The 16,946-nt window shown below is 64.1% G+C and carries 13 protein-coding genes and 1 CRISPR repeat array (1 of these 14 running past the window's edge); of the genes, 5 read left to right on the plus strand and 8 right to left on the minus strand.

Annotated features, from left to right (window positions below):
• Positions 1 to 114: 114 nt before the first annotated feature.
• The 7 genes from dxr to B5F40_RS02635 form a co-directional block, all read right to left on the minus strand.
• On the minus strand, positions 115 to 1,443 hold the full coding sequence (gene dxr / locus B5F40_RS02605; RefSeq protein ID WP_087192822.1) for a 1-deoxy-D-xylulose-5-phosphate reductoisomerase: 1,329 nt from the start codon (positions 1,441 to 1,443) through the stop codon (positions 115 to 117).
• 4 nt (positions 1,444 to 1,447) lie between these two features.
• Positions 1,448 to 1,690, minus strand: a complete 243-nt coding sequence (locus B5F40_RS02610; RefSeq protein WP_087192823.1) for a hypothetical protein — start codon at positions 1,688 to 1,690, stop codon at positions 1,448 to 1,450.
• A 358-nt stretch (positions 1,691 to 2,048) separates the two neighbouring features.
• A complete protein-coding gene (locus B5F40_RS02615; RefSeq protein ID WP_087192824.1) occupies positions 2,049 to 2,981 on the minus strand; it encodes a phosphatidate cytidylyltransferase in 933 nt (310 codons plus the stop codon).
• Positions 2,982 to 3,764 carry an isoprenyl transferase gene (locus tag B5F40_RS02620; protein WP_087192825.1) on the minus strand — a complete coding sequence of 261 codons (783 nt, stop codon included), beginning with the start codon at positions 3,762 to 3,764 and terminating at the stop codon, positions 2,982 to 2,984. It abuts the gene before it with no gap.
• 334 nt (positions 3,765 to 4,098) lie between these two features.
• Positions 4,099 to 4,656, minus strand: a complete 558-nt coding sequence (frr, locus tag B5F40_RS02625; RefSeq protein WP_087192826.1) for a ribosome recycling factor — start codon at positions 4,654 to 4,656, stop codon at positions 4,099 to 4,101.
• A gap of 68 nt (positions 4,657 to 4,724) precedes the next feature.
• Positions 4,725 to 5,441 carry a UMP kinase gene (pyrH, locus tag B5F40_RS02630; protein ID WP_087192827.1) on the minus strand — a complete coding sequence of 239 codons (717 nt, stop codon included), beginning with the start codon at positions 5,439 to 5,441 and terminating at the stop codon, positions 4,725 to 4,727.
• Between the two features lie 229 nt (positions 5,442 to 5,670).
• The gene (locus B5F40_RS02635; RefSeq protein WP_087192828.1) at positions 5,671 to 7,167 is read right to left on the minus strand and encodes a S1C family serine protease; all 1,497 of its coding nucleotides are present in this window, start codon (positions 7,165 to 7,167) and stop codon (positions 5,671 to 5,673) included.
• A gap of 515 nt (positions 7,168 to 7,682) precedes the next feature.
• On the opposite strand from B5F40_RS02635, the gene B5F40_RS02640 reads away from it, so the two are divergent.
• The 4 genes from B5F40_RS02640 (at position 7,683) to B5F40_RS02655 (ending at position 12,414) form a co-directional block, all read left to right on the plus strand.
• Positions 7,683 to 8,201 (plus strand): D-alanyl-D-alanine carboxypeptidase, encoded by a 519-nt coding sequence (locus B5F40_RS02640; RefSeq protein ID WP_087192829.1) that lies wholly within the window; start codon positions 7,683 to 7,685, stop codon positions 8,199 to 8,201.
• Positions 8,202 to 8,361: 160 nt separating this feature from the next.
• Positions 8,362 to 9,549, plus strand: a complete 1,188-nt coding sequence (locus B5F40_RS02645) for an iron-containing alcohol dehydrogenase (RefSeq protein ID WP_087192830.1) — start codon at positions 8,362 to 8,364, stop codon at positions 9,547 to 9,549.
• Between the two features lie 214 nt (positions 9,550 to 9,763).
• Positions 9,764 to 11,176 carry an aldehyde dehydrogenase gene (locus B5F40_RS02650; RefSeq protein ID WP_087192831.1) on the plus strand — a complete coding sequence of 471 codons (1,413 nt, stop codon included), beginning with the start codon at positions 9,764 to 9,766 and terminating at the stop codon, positions 11,174 to 11,176.
• A gap of 548 nt (positions 11,177 to 11,724) precedes the next feature.
• A complete protein-coding gene (locus B5F40_RS02655) occupies positions 11,725 to 12,414 on the plus strand; it encodes a C39 family peptidase (RefSeq protein ID WP_239442870.1) in 690 nt (229 codons plus the stop codon).
• A 195-nt stretch (positions 12,415 to 12,609) separates the two neighbouring features.
• Here B5F40_RS02655 and B5F40_RS02660 read toward each other — a convergent pair whose 3' ends face one another.
• Positions 12,610 to 13,449 carry a deoxyribonuclease IV gene (locus tag B5F40_RS02660; protein ID WP_087192832.1) on the minus strand — a complete coding sequence of 280 codons (840 nt, stop codon included), beginning with the start codon at positions 13,447 to 13,449 and terminating at the stop codon, positions 12,610 to 12,612.
• A gap of 452 nt (positions 13,450 to 13,901) precedes the next feature.
• On the opposite strand from B5F40_RS02660, the gene B5F40_RS02665 reads away from it, so the two are divergent.
• The gene (locus tag B5F40_RS02665) at positions 13,902 to 14,240 is read left to right on the plus strand and encodes a GNAT family N-acetyltransferase (RefSeq protein WP_342395010.1); all 339 of its coding nucleotides are present in this window, start codon (positions 13,902 to 13,904) and stop codon (positions 14,238 to 14,240) included.
• 1,136 nt (positions 14,241 to 15,376) lie between these two features.
• Positions 15,377 to 16,946: direct repeats of the CRISPR family, unit length 36 nt; unit sequence GTTTTCGTCCCCTCTCGGGGTTTGGGGTTATCTGCC; it runs 311 nt beyond the window's last position.

Raw genomic sequence — 16,946 nt, forward strand, 5'->3', positions numbered from 1 at the left:
CAGACCCTGAGCGCAGGGGCTCGACCCGTCGGATGCGAGAAGACGGCACGTTCGCGCTCATGCCGACAGCTCGACCTTGAGCCGAACGGATGCGAACCGCCAAACGCCGAGAGGTCAGCGCACGTTGCGGCGTGCTTCGCAGCGGGCCCAGGCGTCCAGCTCCTCCAGCTGCTCAAGGCTCTCCACCCGCTGGACGCCCGAAGCCTCGTGCGCCTCCATGACAGCCTCCACGCACTCGGCGATGCCGAGGTAAGTGCCCTCCCCCGCCAAAAACGCGGCTACGGCCACCTCGTTGGCGGCGTTCATCGCACACGGCAGCGTGCCGCCGACCTCGCCAGCGCGGCGAGCGAGCGCAAGGCAACGGAACGCATCCTCGTCGGGAGCCGCGAACTCGAGGCTGCCCAGCTGCGTGAAATCGAGCGGCGCGACAGGGGCGTCCCAACGCTCGGGGTAGCTGAGCGCATACTGGATGGGGATGCGCATGTCGGTTGTGCCGAGATGCGCCTTCACGCTGCCGTCGGCGAACTCCACCATCGAATGAATAGCGCTCTGCGGCTGCACAACCACGCTGATGCGGTCGTAGGGCATGGCGAACAGGTGATGCGCCTCGATGACCTCCAAACCCTTGTTCATGAGGGTGGATGAATCGATGGTGATCTTCGCGCCCATGTTCCACGTAGGATGCGCAAGCGCCTCGGACGCCGCAACGTCCGCCAGCTGCGCGCGCGTGCGACCGCGGAACGGACCGCCCGACGCGGTGACCCAGAGACGTGACACCTCGCGCGCATCTTCGCCGATAAGGCATTGGTAGATGGCGCCGTGCTCCGAATCGATGGGCATGAGCGCGCCAGCAGGGCCGTGTGCGGGCGCCCCGCCCTCCGTGCGACGCCGAGCATCCGCCTGCGCAGCCAACGGCATGATGAGATCGCCGCCCACCACGAGCGACTCCTTGTTCGCGAGCGCCAGCACCTTGCCCGCAGCGAGCGCGTCATAGCTGGCGCGCAAGCCCGCCGCACCCACGAGCGCGTTCACCACCACATCGGCCTCTGGCAGCTGCGCAAGCGCGGCCACGGCGTCCGCGCCGAAGCCGAGGGAGCCTTCTTCGTCTGCCGCGACGGCCGCACGCGCATCCGTACCCGACCCGCCACCCGCCAACGATGCGCCCGCAGCCCCCCGCGCGCCGCCTGCCGCAGCAGCCGCGACGCATCGCCCGGCTTGCATCGCCTGGGCGCGCAGATCGTCCGCAACGACTTCGGCCGCCAGCCGCTCATCGCCTACCGCCAGGTGCCGCACGCCGAACTCGCGCGCCTGGGCCAACAGCTCTTCGCCGCGCGTGCCCGCAGCCAACGCCACAACCTGCAGCTTGTCAGGATGCCGCCGCACGACATCGAGCGTCTGCGTGCCGATAGAACCCGTGGATCCGAGAACAACGATCCTCTTCATGCCCTCACCCCGTCGCTTTCTCTCGCCTTCGCCATGCGTCCGCCAGCCCACCGCCGAACGGAGCGGCGATCCGCTCGCCCACCCGTACCGGCTCCGCTGTCGGCGCCTGTTCGGCTTTCGATAAAACAGCGCCCCTTGCACACAGAAGAGTCCAAAATGGCGCAAAATGCATCTTGTGCATAGGTTTCTCATCCGTCAGCGGGCGAAAGCTATCTGCGAACTGGTCAAACTCCGTCAAAATAGCCATCTTTCCATCTCCTCGCACAAAGATCCCATGCACAAAGCGCGTTTTGCGACATTTCAAACCGAATCGCATGCCGTCGAGCCTCCAACCCCTCCAACCGCGAAGCCTATCAAAAACGCGACGGAGGCCCGAACGCTGCCGCCTCGGCCAGCCCCGATGCCTACCAGCCGATGCAGACCGGCACGGCCGCACGTCGCCATGCGGGCACCTTCCACCAGCCGCCCGCGCCGACCGAAGCAACCCGCAGCCGAAAAAGCCGACACGCCCGGCCATCCGCAAGCCACCGTCTCCCGCCCTGGCAACCCAAAGCCGCCCTCCGATGCCCCGCCGCCCATCCGCTTTCCGCGCGCCGCGCGCTGCGTCAGACCAAAGGAGCGGGATATGGAATGCAGTCGAACCCGACCAGCAAGATAGCCGACGTCACAGCCACGAGGAACAGCGAGTCGCACCGATCGAGCAGCCCTCCGTGTCCCGGCATGATGCTGCCGGAATCCTTGAAACCGCTGTTGCGCTTGATGCGGCTCTCCGCCAAGTCGCCCAGCACCCCCATGAGCCCGCTTATCACGCCGAACAAGATCGCTTGGGCAATGCCCATCTCGACACCGGGAATGAGCGTCATCAGGCACCAGAAAGCCGCCGAACCCACGAGCCCCGCAAAAAACCCCTCCCAGCTTTTCTTCGGACTCGTGCGCGGCGCCAGCTTGTGCTTTCCGAACCTGCTGCCCACGAGGTAGGCGAACGAGTCGTTCGCCCATACGCTAAGAAAGATGGCGAGCACGAGCACCCCGCCCCAAGGCTGGGGGAGAGCGGTGCGCACGACGATGATGCCCGAAAGCAGCATACCGCAGTATGCCGCTCCGAAGAAGCTCACGCCCACATCGGGCACGCGCGCCCGCATCCAGAACACGTACCACACGATGAGCGCAAGCAAAAGCGCGAGGCTCACGTACAGCGCACCGGTCAGGCCGAGAGCGAACACGCTCGTCGGATAAAGCATGGCGGCAATGATCCCGAGCATCTCGTTGGGCAGCTTCGCATCTTGACGCAACATGTAGTAGAACTCGCCAGCCGTGATGCCGGCCGTCGCCACGAGCAACGCGAGCGTCGTCCACTCGCTGACGAGCGCACACAGCACCGACACCGCCACGTACACGAAACCTGTGCGGAACCTCACTTGCAGGTCGGTGGCGTTCTTCAGCTTCTCAGGCGCCTTCTCGTAGGCGAAATCCTTGAAGCGTCCCGTGCGCGTGCGATCATCGTCCTCCTCGCGCGCGTCGTCGAACCGCGGTGCCACCTACTTCACCGCCCCGAAGCGGCGGTCGCGCCCTTGGTAGTCCAGAAGCGCCCGCAGAAACTCGTAGCGGTCGAAGTCGGGCCACAGCACGTCGGTGCAGTAGAACTCCGAGTAGGCGATCTGCCATAGGAGGAAGTTCGACACGCGCATCTCCCCCGACGTGCGGATCACAAGGTCGGGATCGGGCATGCCGAAGGTGTGCAGCCCGCGTTCGAACGCCTCTTCCGACACGACGGCAAACGGGTCGCGCCCCTCGGCCTCCTCAAGCAGAGCACGGCGCACGCACGTCTCAACCGCATGCAGTATCTCCTGGCGGGAGCCGTAATTCACTGCCACGGCAAGCGTCATGCCCGTGTTGTCCCGCGTCTTCTCCCACGCCTCGTCGAACGCGTCTCGCGTCTCGTCTGGCAAGGCCGACGTGTCGCCGATGGTACGCACGCGCACGTGCTCTTCATGCAGACCGTCCACCTCGGCCAGCATGGTCTTGGCGAACAGGTCCATCAGGCCCACCACCTCGTCGGCAGGCCGCTTCCAGTTCTCTGTAGAGAACGAGTAGATGGTGAGGTAGCGCACGCCCACATCTGAGGCGCAGCGGATCGTCTCGCGCACGGCCTCGATGCCAGCCTTGTGCCCGCGCAGCCGGTTGAGCGCGCGCTTCTTCGCCCAGCGCCCATTGCCGTCCATGATGACGGCGACATGCTGCGGCACCCGCGCAGGATCGAGCAGCGTCGGGTCGAGGCCCTCCGGAGGATTCGGGAATATGTGGTCGAGCGGCTTGTTCAAAGAGGCACAGCTTTCGGTCGTACACTTCAGTTCGCACGCCAAGCACCCAGGCCGATCCCGCAGCAGCAGGTTGGCGCATCGTGGCTCGCAGGTCGACGCAGTAAGTCAGCGAGGGCGGCTGGGGTGCCCGAGACTCGTGGGATCGCGGAGGCGACGCGTACCTTGGTATGCATCGAGCAGTCCAGCGGGCTGTTCGATCCCACGCTATGCGCCCGAGCAGGGCGCTCCCTGCTCGGCAGAGCCGAGGCAGGGCATTCCGGGATCGCACGAAGATCGGACGCTCCAGCCAACCGCAGCGTCGAGCAGCTCCGCGGGCCGTAGGCGCGCGGAACCCCTAAATCTCCATCACCTCGGCCTCCTTCTTCTTGAAGACGGCGTCCACCTCTGCGATGTACTTGTCGGTAAGCTTCTGCACTTCAGCCTGGCCACGACGCTCATCGTCCTCGGGAAGGCTCTCCTCCTTGACGGTGCGCTCGATGGCGGAGTTGGCCTCCTGGCGGGCCTTGCGCACGGCCACGCGCGCCTCTTCCGCATAAGTCTTGCACTGCTTCACCAGCTCGCGGCGGCGCTCCTCGGTGAGGGCGGGAAACGGCAGGCGGATAACCGAGCCGTCGTTCGACGGCGTCACGCCCAGATCGCTCTCCAAGATGGCATGCTCGATGGCACCGAGCACTCCTTTGTCCCACGGCTCGACGACGAGCATGTGCGCGTCGGGCGATTTGATGCCGGCCATCTGGTTCACCGGCGTGGGCACGCCGTAGTAGTCAACTTTGATGCGATCAAGCAGCATGGCGTTCGCACGGCCCGTTCGAACCGAGCCGAAGTTGTCGTGCAGCGAGGAGACAGCCTTCTTCATGCGCTCTTCGGCCTGCGTAAGAATGTCGTTGACCATTGTTGCGGTTCCTTTCACCCGACTTCGGACGCGCGCCCGAAGGCATCGACACGCGCGCTCGCCTCTGCCTATTCTACCGTGGTTCCAACGTTTTCGCCCTTCAAAGCGCGCGAAATGTTACCCTTCTCGGTCAGGTCGAACACGATCATGGGAACGTGGTTGTCCATGCACAGGGACGTGGCGGTGGAGTCCATGACGTTGAGGCCCCTCGACAGCACGTCCATATAGCTGAGACGGTCGAAGCGCTTCGCGTCCGGGTTCTCCTTCGGATCGCTATCGTAGACGCCGTCCACCTTCGTGGCCTTCATGAGCACATCCACATCCAGCTCGCATGCGCGCAATGCCGCAGTGGTGTCGGTGGTGAAGTAGGGATTGCCCGTGCCCGCCGCCAAAATGACCACGCGCCCCTTTTCCATATGGCGGATGGCGCGGCGACGAATGTAAGGCTCGGACACCTCCTGCATGGTGATGGCGCTCTGCACGCGCGAGAAAATGCCGTGGCGCTCGAAGGCGTCCTGCAGGGCGAGCGCGTTCATCACCGTGGCGAGCATGCCGATGTAGTCGGCCTGCGCGCGGTCCATGCCCTCGGCCGAGCCCGCCAGACCGCGGAAGATGTTTCCACCGCCCACGACGACGGCCAGCTGCACACCATCGTGCACGACTTCGGCGATCTGGTCAGCCAGGTCGTCGACCACCTTCGGATCGATGCCGTATCCGACGTCCCCCGCCAGCGCCTCGCCTGACAACTTGAGCAGCACGCGGTCGTATCGGTATCCTCCAGACATAGGCCCTGTCCTCTCGATGGTCGGTCGTTCATCCTGAGCGTCACCATCTTACCCGAAAACGGAAACGCCCGCGACAAAGCGCGACCGTTTCCCTCCCCTCCACGCAAAGGACAGACGGAAACGCGCTGGAAAGAGGACTCGTTCGCATTCGAGGCATGGCGCGCTCCCCCGCGAAGCGCAGCGAGCCCCCGCACGCGTGCGGGGGCTCGCTGAAGCGATAGCGTGCACTTTACGCGGCGTCCTGCTGAGAGCTTCCGCCGCCAAAGAGACGGTCGAGCAAGGACTCCTGCGAGGTTCCGCTCTGCTGCTGCGTCGATGCGTTCTGCGACTGCTCGTCGGAGCCGAGCGTGACCTCGACCTCCTTCGTCTCGCCGTTGCGGTTCACCTCGAGCGTCACCTTGTCGCCGGGGTTCTTCGAACGCACGTCCAGCATGAGGTCACTCGCGGATTCCACAGCGTTGCCATCGAATTTCGTGATGATGTCGCCAGCTTCGATGCCCGCCTCGGCCGCGCCGGAACCGGGAGTCACATGGGCCACGTAGGCGCCGCTGTCAGTGGGAAGCCCGTAACGCTGCGCGTTCTGCGCGCTCACGGTGGACAGGGACACACCGAGCTGCGCATGGGTGGGCGTCTTGCCGTCGATGATCTGCTGGGCGATGTTCACCGCATAGTTCACCGGGATGGCGAAGCCCACGCCCGAGTAGTTGCCCGAGTAGGACGTGATGAGAGTGTTGATCCCGATGAGCTTTCCGTCGGCGTCCACGAGCGCGCCGCCGGAGTTTCCGGGGTTGATGGCCGCGTCGGTTTGGATGAGGTTCGCATAGATGGTGGTCTCGCCCGAACTTTGCCCGCTGAAGGGATCGGCGCCGCTGTCCATGATCTGCGAGCGGCTCGTAGCCGAGACGATGCCCGTGGCCACGGACTGCTCAAGCCCGAAGGGACTGCCGATGGTCATGACCCATTCGCCGATGATGAGCTCGTCGGAGTCGCCCACCTCGATGGGCGTGAGGCCGCTCGCATCCTTAGCCTTGATGACGGCCAGGTCGGAACTGGGATCGGTGCCAACCACCTCCGCGTCGTACTGCTCGCCTTCGACGGTCACCTTGAACGCGTCGCCGCCTTCGACCACGTGGTTGTTCGTGATGATGTAGCCGTCTTGGGTGAGCACGACGCCACTGCCGAGCGAGGACTGCGTGAGCGTGCCGGAGTCGGCGGCGCCGTTCGCGCCGGATCCATAGCCGTACAGCCCGCCCATAGACGACTGGTTCGTGTACACGTCGATGGCCACGACCGAAGGCAGAGCCTTTTTGGCAACGGCCTCGGCGAGCGTGGGATCCTCGTCGCCAACGTCGATCGGGTTCGAGCTTTGCGCGCCGAGTTGGGTTTGCTGGCCGCTGTCGGACGAGCTGCCGGAACCCGAGCCGCCAGTCGCGGCCTGCCAGATGGCGAACCCGCCCAAGCCGACAACACAAGCGAGGGCCGCACCGCAGAACGCGAGCAGAAACGTGCGCAGGCCATGGGACTTCCGCTCGACCGAGACGGAGGCTGGCGCGCGGTAACCCTGAGGCTGCGCGGGCTCTTGGTACGGTGACTGTTGGTACGGTTGCTGGTACGGCTGTTGGTATGGGGGCTGCTGACCCATGGGGGCCGTGTGCTGGGCATGCTCCTCGCCCGACTGAGGCGGCTGCGCGCCGCCTTCGGGGGTGACGCCGTGCGTATCGGTCATGTGATTCACGCTCCTTGTATTCGCAACGGACATGGTTCGTCGCACATGCTTGCTGTAATGCGGTCACCTTACCACGAAGGCCTTCGGACCGGACATCCTGCGCCCGATTGTCATCTTCGCGTCACGGAATTACACCGACCGGTGTACGCGTTGAAAGCCTACGCACACCGCATGGTGCAGGAAGGGAGCGTGCCCCCTCCCAAGCAGTCGGCATACACGGGATGGCAGTTTGCCTCGACCCTTCCCCGGAGAGGCGGATCCCGAGCGCGCCGAAAGGCAGCTCCTTGGCCCTGGCCTTTGCCTCGTTCGCACATCGGGAATGACGACTTCTTGCTCACACGCGGCGCTCATGTCGCCCAACGCTTCCCGCCGCAAAGCCGCGCCCATCCCAACCGTGCGGCTTTTCCGCAGAGCGCTCGCGCGGTTCTCGTGCCGTTCGCTTCACGAGCATCGCCTTGGCGGACCTCGCGGGAGTATCATACGGTCGTTATCAAGAAGATGCGCAAGGAGGGCATATGACCAGCCAAACGCCTCCCCGTCGCACGCTGGACAAGCGCGCCCAGGCGCTGTACGTGCGCGTGCTGCTGGGCCTGCTGCCGACGTTGCTGAGCGTGCTCCGACATCTGTCGCCGAAAATCCGCACGGAGATCGATTACCTCGCGCCCGGCTACACGTTCATGCTGTCCGTAGGCGGCACCGACCTCGCAGGAACGTGCACTCGCACCGATGGAGGCGCGTTCAAGCGCGTGCCGCCCGACCGCGTCGCCCGCGACGTTGAGCCGGGAAGCGGGCTGGCCAGCGCCGACGCGGACGCGGTGACCGTGGACTACGTCATCGACTTCCGCTCGCTGGCCTACGCGTTCGGCTGCTTTTCGGGCGGCCTGACGCTCAAGGACGCCCTCGCGCAGCGCGCGTTCTCCACACGCGGCCCCAACGATACGGGCGTGGCCCTCACCTATCTGTTCACGGCGCTGCTGAAGATGTTCTTCGGCTGGCGGCGCGCATATCGCAGGCCGGCGGCGGCGATGCCGTAGGAGATAGGGAAACGGTGCCCGGAACGTGCCACAGCCTCCGATTTCGGCCGCACCGTCGCAAGCGTTCGACCTGCACCTATGCAGCATATCACCTGATCATGGCGCTGGACGAAAACAGAGGCTGTGGCAGAGTTTTCCCCGAGAAGGCGAAGGAGAAGCCGTGAAAGCATTCGAATTCTGCTGCCCCACCAAGATCATCGCGGGGACGCACGCGCTGGACAAGCTGCCCGGCGAGCTGGCCGACCGCGGCGTGGCGCACCCGCTGGTCATGACGGACGCGGGCCTGGTGAAGCTGGGCGTGGCCGCCAAGCTCACGGACGTGCTGGACGCGGCCGGCGTCGCTTACGACGTGTTCGACCAGGTGCCGCCCGACTCGTCGATGGACGTGGTGAACGAGGTGGCGCGCCTCTACGCCGCACGCGGCTGCGACGGGTTCGTGGCCATCGGCGGCGGCTCGGTCATCGACACCACGAAGGGTGCGGCCGCCTCGCTCGCCTGCGAGGGGGTGGACTTCGCCACGCTGCAGGGCTCGGAGATCCTCCATGCCGACCTGCCGCCGTTCATCGCCGTGCCCACCACGGCCGGCACCGGCAGCGAGGTGACGCTCGTGGCCGTGGTGGCCGACACGAAGAAGCACGCGAAGCTGTCGTTCACCTCCTACAAGCTGGTGCCGCACGCGGCCATCCTCGACCCGGCGCTCACCGCGTCGCTGCCGCCGAAGCTCACGGCCACCACCGGCATGGACGCGCTCACGCATGCGGTGGAGGCGTACACGTCCATCCAGAAGAACCCCGTGTCCGACGCGTTCGCGGTTAAGGCCATCGAGCTCATCGCGGCCAACCTACCGGTGGCCTGCCGCGACGGCGCGAACGTCGACGCGAGAGCGAGCCTGGCGTTGGGGTCGCTCATGGCGGGGGCGGCGTTCAGCAACGCCATGGTGGGCATCGTGCATGCGCTCGGCCACTCGCTCGGCGGGCTCTGCCACATCCCGCACGGCCAGGCCATGATGATGCTGCTCCCCCACTGCGTGCGCTTCAACCTCTACCATGGCGTGCACGCCGGGCTTTACGGCGAGCTGCTGGGCCACCTGGCACCCGCGCGTGCAGCCGAGCTGGGACCGGGCGCGATGCCCGCCGAACGCGACCTGGCCTTCTGCGATGAGCTGTTCGCCATGAACGAGCACTGCCACGAGCAGTACGGCGTGCCGCTCAAGCTGTCGGAGCTGGGCGTGGCGCACGACCAGCTCCCCGCCGTGGCGAAGCAGGCCCGCTACGACGGCGCCGCCCTGTACAACGAGGCGGAGGTCACGCTGGACGACGCTTTGGAGATTTTGGAAGCAACGTTTTAACGGCTTGCACCCGCCGTAGGAGCCGTATCAAGAGCTTTTGCCCCGCCTTCTCTGGCAGGTTGAGCTCAGGGCAAGGACCCTGTCCTTGTCGGCAAGCGGGACCGCCCCGCATGCTGCGGCAAGGACAAGGTCCTTGCCCTGCGGACGGTCCCGTGACGAGTTCGCATTCGGGGCTTTCGATGAGGCCCCGTCCAACAGGTAAGGAGGCTTTTGCATGACCACCGCACCCACGTTCGAGAGCGTCGCCGACGTCGAGGCGCAGGCGCAACGGATGCGCGCCTTCTTCCAGGCGGGCGCCACGCTGCAGGTGGACTACCGCCGCGAGGCGCTCGTGAAGCTGAAGGCCTACCTCAAGGCCAACGAGGCGCGCATCCTGGAAGCGCTGCGCGCCGACCTGGGGAAATCCGAGTTCGAAGGCTACGCCACCGAGCTCGGTCTCGTCTACGACGAGATCAACACGTGCATGAGGCATCTGTCCAAGTGGGCACGCCCGCGCCGGGTGCCCACGCCGCTCGTGCACTTCCGCTCCACGTCGAAGGTGTACCCGAGCCCGCTGGGCGTCGTGCTGGTGCTCTCGCCGTGGAACTACCCCGTGCAGCTCGCACTCGTGCCGATGGTGGACGCCATCGCGGCCGGCAACTGCGTGGCGCTCAAGCCCTCGCGCACGTCGAAGGCCACGAGCGAGCTTCTGATCGACATCTTGGCGAACGTGTTCCCGCCCGAGTTCGTGTGCGGCTTCCCCGGCTCCGGCGCCATGAACGACTGGCTGCTCGAGGTGCGGTGGGACCAGATCTTCTTCACCGGCAGCCCGAACGTGGGGCACACCATCATGGAGGCGGCGGCCAAGCACCTCACGCCCGTGGTGCTGGAGCTGGGCGGCAAGAGCCCCTGCATCGTGGACGAGACCGCCAACGTGAAGCGCGCAGCCCAGCGTGTGGCCTGGGGAAAGGGCATCAACTCGGGACAGACGTGCGTGGCGCCCGACTACTTCCTCGTGCACGAGAGAGTCGTGGACGACTTCGTGGCGCAGCTGGACGCGTGCTTCCATCAGTATTACGGCGAGGACATCCTGGCCTGCGAGCAGTGGCCGCACATGATCTCGCAGCGCCACTTCGAGCGCGTGATGGGGCTCATCGAAAACCGCAACCCAAACGCGACGGTGGCGTTCGGCGGCCACGGCGACCCCGAGACGCTGCGCATCGAGCCCACGTGCCTTCGGGGCGTGACGCTCGACGACCCCGTCATGGGCGAGGAGATCTTCGGACCGGTGCTGCCCGTGCTCACGTACCGCTCGCTCGACGAGGCCTTCGACATCGTGCGCACGTTCGAGAAACCGCTCGCCTGCTACATCTTCTCGGATGACAAAGCCGTGCAGCAGCGCGTGATCCGCGAGCTTCCCTTCGGCGGCGCCACGGTGAACGACGTGGTGATCCACCTGGCGAACAACCACATGGGCTTCGGCGGCGTGGGCAACTCCGGCATGGGCGCCTACCACGGCAAGGTGGGCTTCGACTGCTTCACCCACTACAAGTCCACGCTCAAGAAGGGCACCTGGCTGGAGATGCCCATCCGCAACCCACCCTTTGACGATACGAAGATGAAGGTCTTGCGCATGTTGATGCGGTAGAAAATCGCACACAACGGGCGACAAGCGGCGAACAACGGAACGCGCTTGGGCGAAACCGCCGAATTCCGTCATTATCTAACAGGTTCTTGATCTGCGATAATGCATTATCAATGCAGGTCGAACATGGTGTTTTTTCATGGTAGAAAATGACGGAATTCGGCGGTTTTCCTTGTCCTGTGACAAAGCCTCGAAAGGAGGCGTGGCGTCGCAGCGTGTCCAAATGCCTCGAGATGCGGAGGTTTCGCGACGAGCGTAACGATTCGACGGCGTCGAGCGTCTTATAAGCGACGAGAACGCCGAACGGCGCCAGCCAACCACGGGCGCCGAATCGAAAGCGAGGCAACATGCCCACCGAACGCACCCGCCCGCATCCCCGCGTCACGCATGCTCGCCCCTCTTCCGCAAGCGACGGCCCATCGCCCTTCGACCGTCACCCGTCGCTTGCGCACAGGCCCCATTCGCGCAAGCGGCGCGCCCGCCCCCTCTTCGGACAGCGCAGCCGATGGACCGTCGCGCGCCTGTGCTTGCTCGCGGCAGAGGCGCTGGCCGTGGGCGCAGTGTCGCTCTTGCTTTCGCCCTCGCCTTCGATGCTGGTCTCCACCTGCGCGCAAGCGCAAGCAGCCCAGGACATGTCCGCCTTGCGGACAGCCGTCGCCCAACCATGCCGCTCCATCGTCCTCGACGTTCCCGCTTTGCAGCAAAACCCCGAGCTTCCCACCGGATGCGAGTCGGTCGCGCTGACCAACGTGCTGCGCGCGCTTGGATTCAACCTGGAAAAAACCGAGATCGCCGACGATTGGCTGCCCGTAAGCGATGACGACTTCGTGACGGCGTTCATGGGCGACCCTCGCACGCCCGACGGCCACAGCTGCATGGCCCCGGCCATCGTCCAGACCGCCAACGCCTACCTCGCGGCCCAAGGCTCCGAGCTCAGGGCCGCAGACCTCACCGGCGCCTCGTTCGAAACGCTCCTCGGCGAGGTGGCGGCCGGTCGCCCCGTCATCGCCTGGTGCACGATAGATCTCGCGGATCCGGGCGACCCCTATCGGATCGAGCGCGCGAACGGCCGAACGTACCGGTTGCACGCGAACAGCCACTGCGTCGTGGTGAGCGGATATGACCTGGATGCAGAAACGGTGCTCGTCAGCGATTCGCTCGTCGGCCAGACGAGCTGCAACCTGCAGCTGTTCGCCGAACGCTATTACGAATTGGGGGCGCAAGCGGTGATCATCGCGTGACGCGCCGCGCGAAGAGCGCGAGATGCCCCGATCCCGCCGGGAACGTCCGGCACGCGCCGCTTTGGCGCGCGCGAGACGCCCAGCGCGCTCCGCTCCGAGCGCATCCGACTCCGCATTCCCAACCTGAGAGAGGCATCCAACCCGCGCCCCCGCCTCGCGAGCGCGGTCCCATCCCACATGCTCCCGCGCGCTTCCCTACCCCTCTACGCGCGCCGCGCGCAGACGCGCGATCTCGTCGGCGTAGCCCGAAAGATCGTCCTGCGGCGTTTCCAGGTAAAACGGCACGTCGCGCAGACGAGGATGGTTCGTCACCGCCGACAGCGCATCGAAACCGATGCAGCCCTCGCCGATGCGCGCATGGCGGTCCTTGCGCGCGCCGCAGGGGTTCATGCTGTCGTTGAGGTGGATGGCGCGCAGCCGATCGAGCCCGATCACGCGGTCGAGCTCCGCCAGCACGCCGTCGAGGTCGCCCGCGATGTCGTATCCCGCGTCCCACACGTGGCACGTGTCCAGGCACACGCCCACCCGCCCGTCCGCGTCCAGCCGATCGATGATGGCCGCCAGCTCCTCGAAGCGCCCGCCGATCTCCGAGCCCTTCCCCGCCATCGTCTCCAAAAGCAGCGTGGTGGTCTGCCCCGGACGCAGCACCTCGTTGAGCGCAGCCGCGACCTTCTCGACGCCCACCTCCACGCCTTGCCCCACATGCGATCCGGGATGCATGTTGTACAGCTGATGCGGCGTCGCTTCCATACGCTCAAGGTCCTCGGCCAGCACCTGCAGGGCGAACTCGCAGGTCTGCGGCTTGGCAGAGGCGGGGTTCAGCGTGTAGGGCGCATGCGCGAGGATGCGCGAGATACCGCGCTCGGCCGCGAACGCGTGAAATGCCGCCACGTCAGCAGGGTCGATGGTTTTCGCACGCCCTCCGCGCGGATTGCGCGTGAAGAACTGGAACGTGTTCGCGTCGATGGAGGTGGCGTCTTTCGCCATGCGCAGGTAGCCCTTCGCGCTTGAGAGATGGCATCCTATGGTGAGCATGGCCGTCCTTTCCGTCGTGCAACGATGACACGGCCATGGTAGCAGATACGAGGCGGCCTGCACGGCGGGATGCTCGCAAGCCGCGCCCGCCGACGATGCGGGGCCGAGATAGAAGGCGAAGTAGGCAAGAGCGACGGGCGAGAGCGACCGCGCAGCCGACAGCGAGCAGAGGAAGGGGCTAGCTTACTGCGAGAGGCAGCGCGAGGCGGCAACGAGGCGAGAGCGTCAACGGACGGGCGCCCGGCGGGCGAGAGCCGACCGCTATCAACCGGATCGCGACAGCGAACGGAGCGCGCTTCTGCTATCGTGGCTCCATCCCCCGCGCCATCGAAAGCGAGCCGCCCATGATACGAAAAGCCGAGCCATCCGACCTCGAAGCCGTCGCATCCCTTGCCGCGTGCCTATGGCCTGCGCATTCGCCCGAGGATTTGAAGCCTGAGTTCGCCGAGTAGATCGCGGACCGCGACGCAGCCGTCTTCTTGTTGTTCGACGATGAAGGCTCGCCTGTCGGATTCGCCCAATGCCAGCTGCGTCGCGATTGCGTGGAGGGTACGAGCACAAGCCCCCTCGGCTACCTCGAGGGCATCTACATCGACGAAGCGCGTCGTCGACGTAGATGCGGGCGCACGCTGCTGGCCGCATGCGAGAAGTGGGCAGCAGAATGCGGTTGCACCGAGTTCGCAAGCGATTGCAAACTCGGCAACGACGAAAGCCTGGCCTTCCATCTGAGCGCCGGCCTCGTCGAGGCGGCCCGCGTCGTCTGCTTCGCCAAGCGGCTCGCGCGCCCCTAGCCGCCGAAAACAGCTCCGAACCCTTCGGCGCGAAAACGTAGGCGCTGGAAAGACCGAAGGAAAGGACGCGCGCAATCTCTTCCCAGCACCAGCCGCAACCCGGCAGGGAAAGACCGTCCGAACCGGCGCGGATCGCGTCTTGCGCATAGATTTCACCCTGAAAGACGTCCCCACATCGAAACGCGGGCAGCAAAAGCCCAGTTCGCAAAAATCCAAGAAGCGAACGGATCTCGCAAGTCTATGCTCAAGACGCGATCCGCGCCGGTTCGGCTCGATTCCGCCGCTAAACCAGGATTGACATAGGCCGGGTCGGCCCGCCAAGCAAGACCCCGCCCGTCGGGTGGGGAGGACCCTCTGAAGCGTCCGGCCCGAGGAAGGTCGGCTCGGGATCCAGCGCATATAAGTTCGCATCAACCCTGGTTTAATGATGGAATGGTCGAGTTTCGAGCAAAAATTGCCCATGTGTAGGATTTAGGATCGACCAAGGAAAGCCAACCGGGCAATTTCTCGAAAAACAAGCAAGAAAACGCAGGTGGTGAGCGACTATTCGTCAAAAGCGAATTTCAAGAACCTTCACGTCGATTGTTTTTGCTCGGTGCCAGGTCTTTCCCCTTGCAAGATCTGAGCCGCCCGCGCGCACTGGACGGACAAGCGCACGCATGCACGAGGCGTGCGGAACGCCGCTTCGCACAGCGGAAATGCATCCGAGCGGAAAGACCGGGCTTACGCATCCCGCAAAGACCGCACCCCTTACCCCAGCACCCCTCCCAGCACCACAAAGGCTACCGCCAATCAGCACACCAATGACATGCGCGCGGATTATGCAATCCGCACCAAAGACCCCTCGGGGCTTGGGAGCATCTCTCTACAATGCTTGTTGCAGCAAGCAAAAGTAACTCAATGATCTTTTTCGCCCTCTCGCTCGGAATTCGGGGCTATCTCCCCCGCGGTTGCCATAGAGCACTCGATGCCTTTCATAGCGTCTTTAAGAATAGACGGGCGTTATCATCCGGAAAAGCACGGGGCAGCCGAACATGAAGCACATGGCAACGAATATGAGCACCGTAAGCCCGATCGGAACCACGTACAAGAATCCTTTCACCTCCGCTCCCTTTCGGTTAATCGCGCACATAGAAATTTTCGTCCCCTCTCGGGGTTTGGGGTTATCTGCCTGACGTTTCCGACGCGATGGGCGTGACCGTCACGACGTTTTCGTCCCCTCTCGGGGTTTGGGGTTATCTGCCAGAAGCTACCCTCTACCGCCACGACGACGGCGAGTTAGTTTTCGTCCCCTCTCGGGGTTTGGGGTTATCTGCCGCCCCGGCCTCTGAGAAGGGAGATCACATGATAACCAACAGTTTTCGTCCCCTCTCGGGGTTTGGGGTTATCTGCCTTTACGTTGCGTATCCGCAGTACGTGAGCGACGTGATCGTTTTCGTCCCCTCTCGGGGTTTGGGGTTATCTGCCGCCACAGACGGAGAGCCGCTTTTCACCCATGAGAACGGGTGGTGTTTTCGTCCCCTCTCGGGGTTTGGGGTTATCTGCCTGTTATTGGATGTACAGCAAATGCGTTCTCATGTGTTTGTTTTCGTCCCCTCTCGGGGTTTGGGGTTATCTGCCCAGATTAGCAATGTCACTGTTGAAATCCTTGATAGTGGGTTTTCGTCCCCTCTCGGGGTTTGGGGTTATCTGCCTCCCTCGACCGACACCGAATGGTGGCAGTACCAATACGTTTTCGTCCCCTCTCGGGGTTTGGGGTTATCTGCCTGTTATATCTAAGAAGACCGCTGAGTTCTCATCTTTTAGTTTTCGTCCCCTCTCGGGGTTTGGGGTTATCTGCCGAAGCTGAGGAATATATCAACATGATGCATCAGAGTTTTCGTCCCCTCTCGGGGTTTGGGGTTATCTGCCGTGATCAGGCTTGCAATCGTAATAGCGATGCCCGTTCGTTTTCGTCCCCTCTCGGGGTTTGGGGTTATCTGCCTTCTTGATAGTGGTATGTTGAGTGTGGAGAGTCTCCAGTTTTCGTCCCCTCTCGGGGTTTGGGGTTATCTGCCTCTACGGCGAGCGCAACAACGTCGCCGAGTTCGTGATGGTTTTCGTCCCCTCTCGGGGTTTGGGGTTATCTGCCTCGAAGATGCCCGGCTCGCATCCGCGCCGCAAGTACGTGATCGTTTTCGTCCCCTCTCGGGGTTTGGGGTTATCTGCCGGCTGGGGGGCATGCCCTCCCCGGGTCGCCGACCGACGTTTTCGTCCCCTCTCGGGGTTTGGGGTTATCTGCCCGGAACCATGGCAATGATGTATCCGATGTTAAAGGTTTTCGTCCCCTCTCGGGGTTTGGGGTTATCTGCCAGGGAGAGGAGAATGGACGGATGCCTCAAGTTCCTAGCGATCGTTTTCGTCCCCTCTCGGGGTTTGGGGTTATCTGCCGCGTGGAAAGGAGGAAGACATGCGATTGATGGGCGAGTTTTCGTCCCCTCTCGGGGTTTGGGGTTATCTGCCTGTACAACACCGTCAAGTGCGTTGTCTCAAAGGTAGACGTTTTCGTCCCCTCTCGGGGTTTGGGGTTATCTGCCAAGGAGGACACAGTGACAACGCTAGCACGAACCAATCAGGTTTTCGTCCCCTCTCGGGGTTTGGGGTTATCTGCCCTATGAAGCTGCTCGCTTAGCTAAGAATCTGAATGTATTGGTTTTCGTCCCCTCT

This window comes from Gordonibacter sp. An230 (assembly GCF_002159915.1).
Classification (GTDB): Bacteria; Actinomycetota; Coriobacteriia; order Coriobacteriales; family Eggerthellaceae; genus Rubneribacter.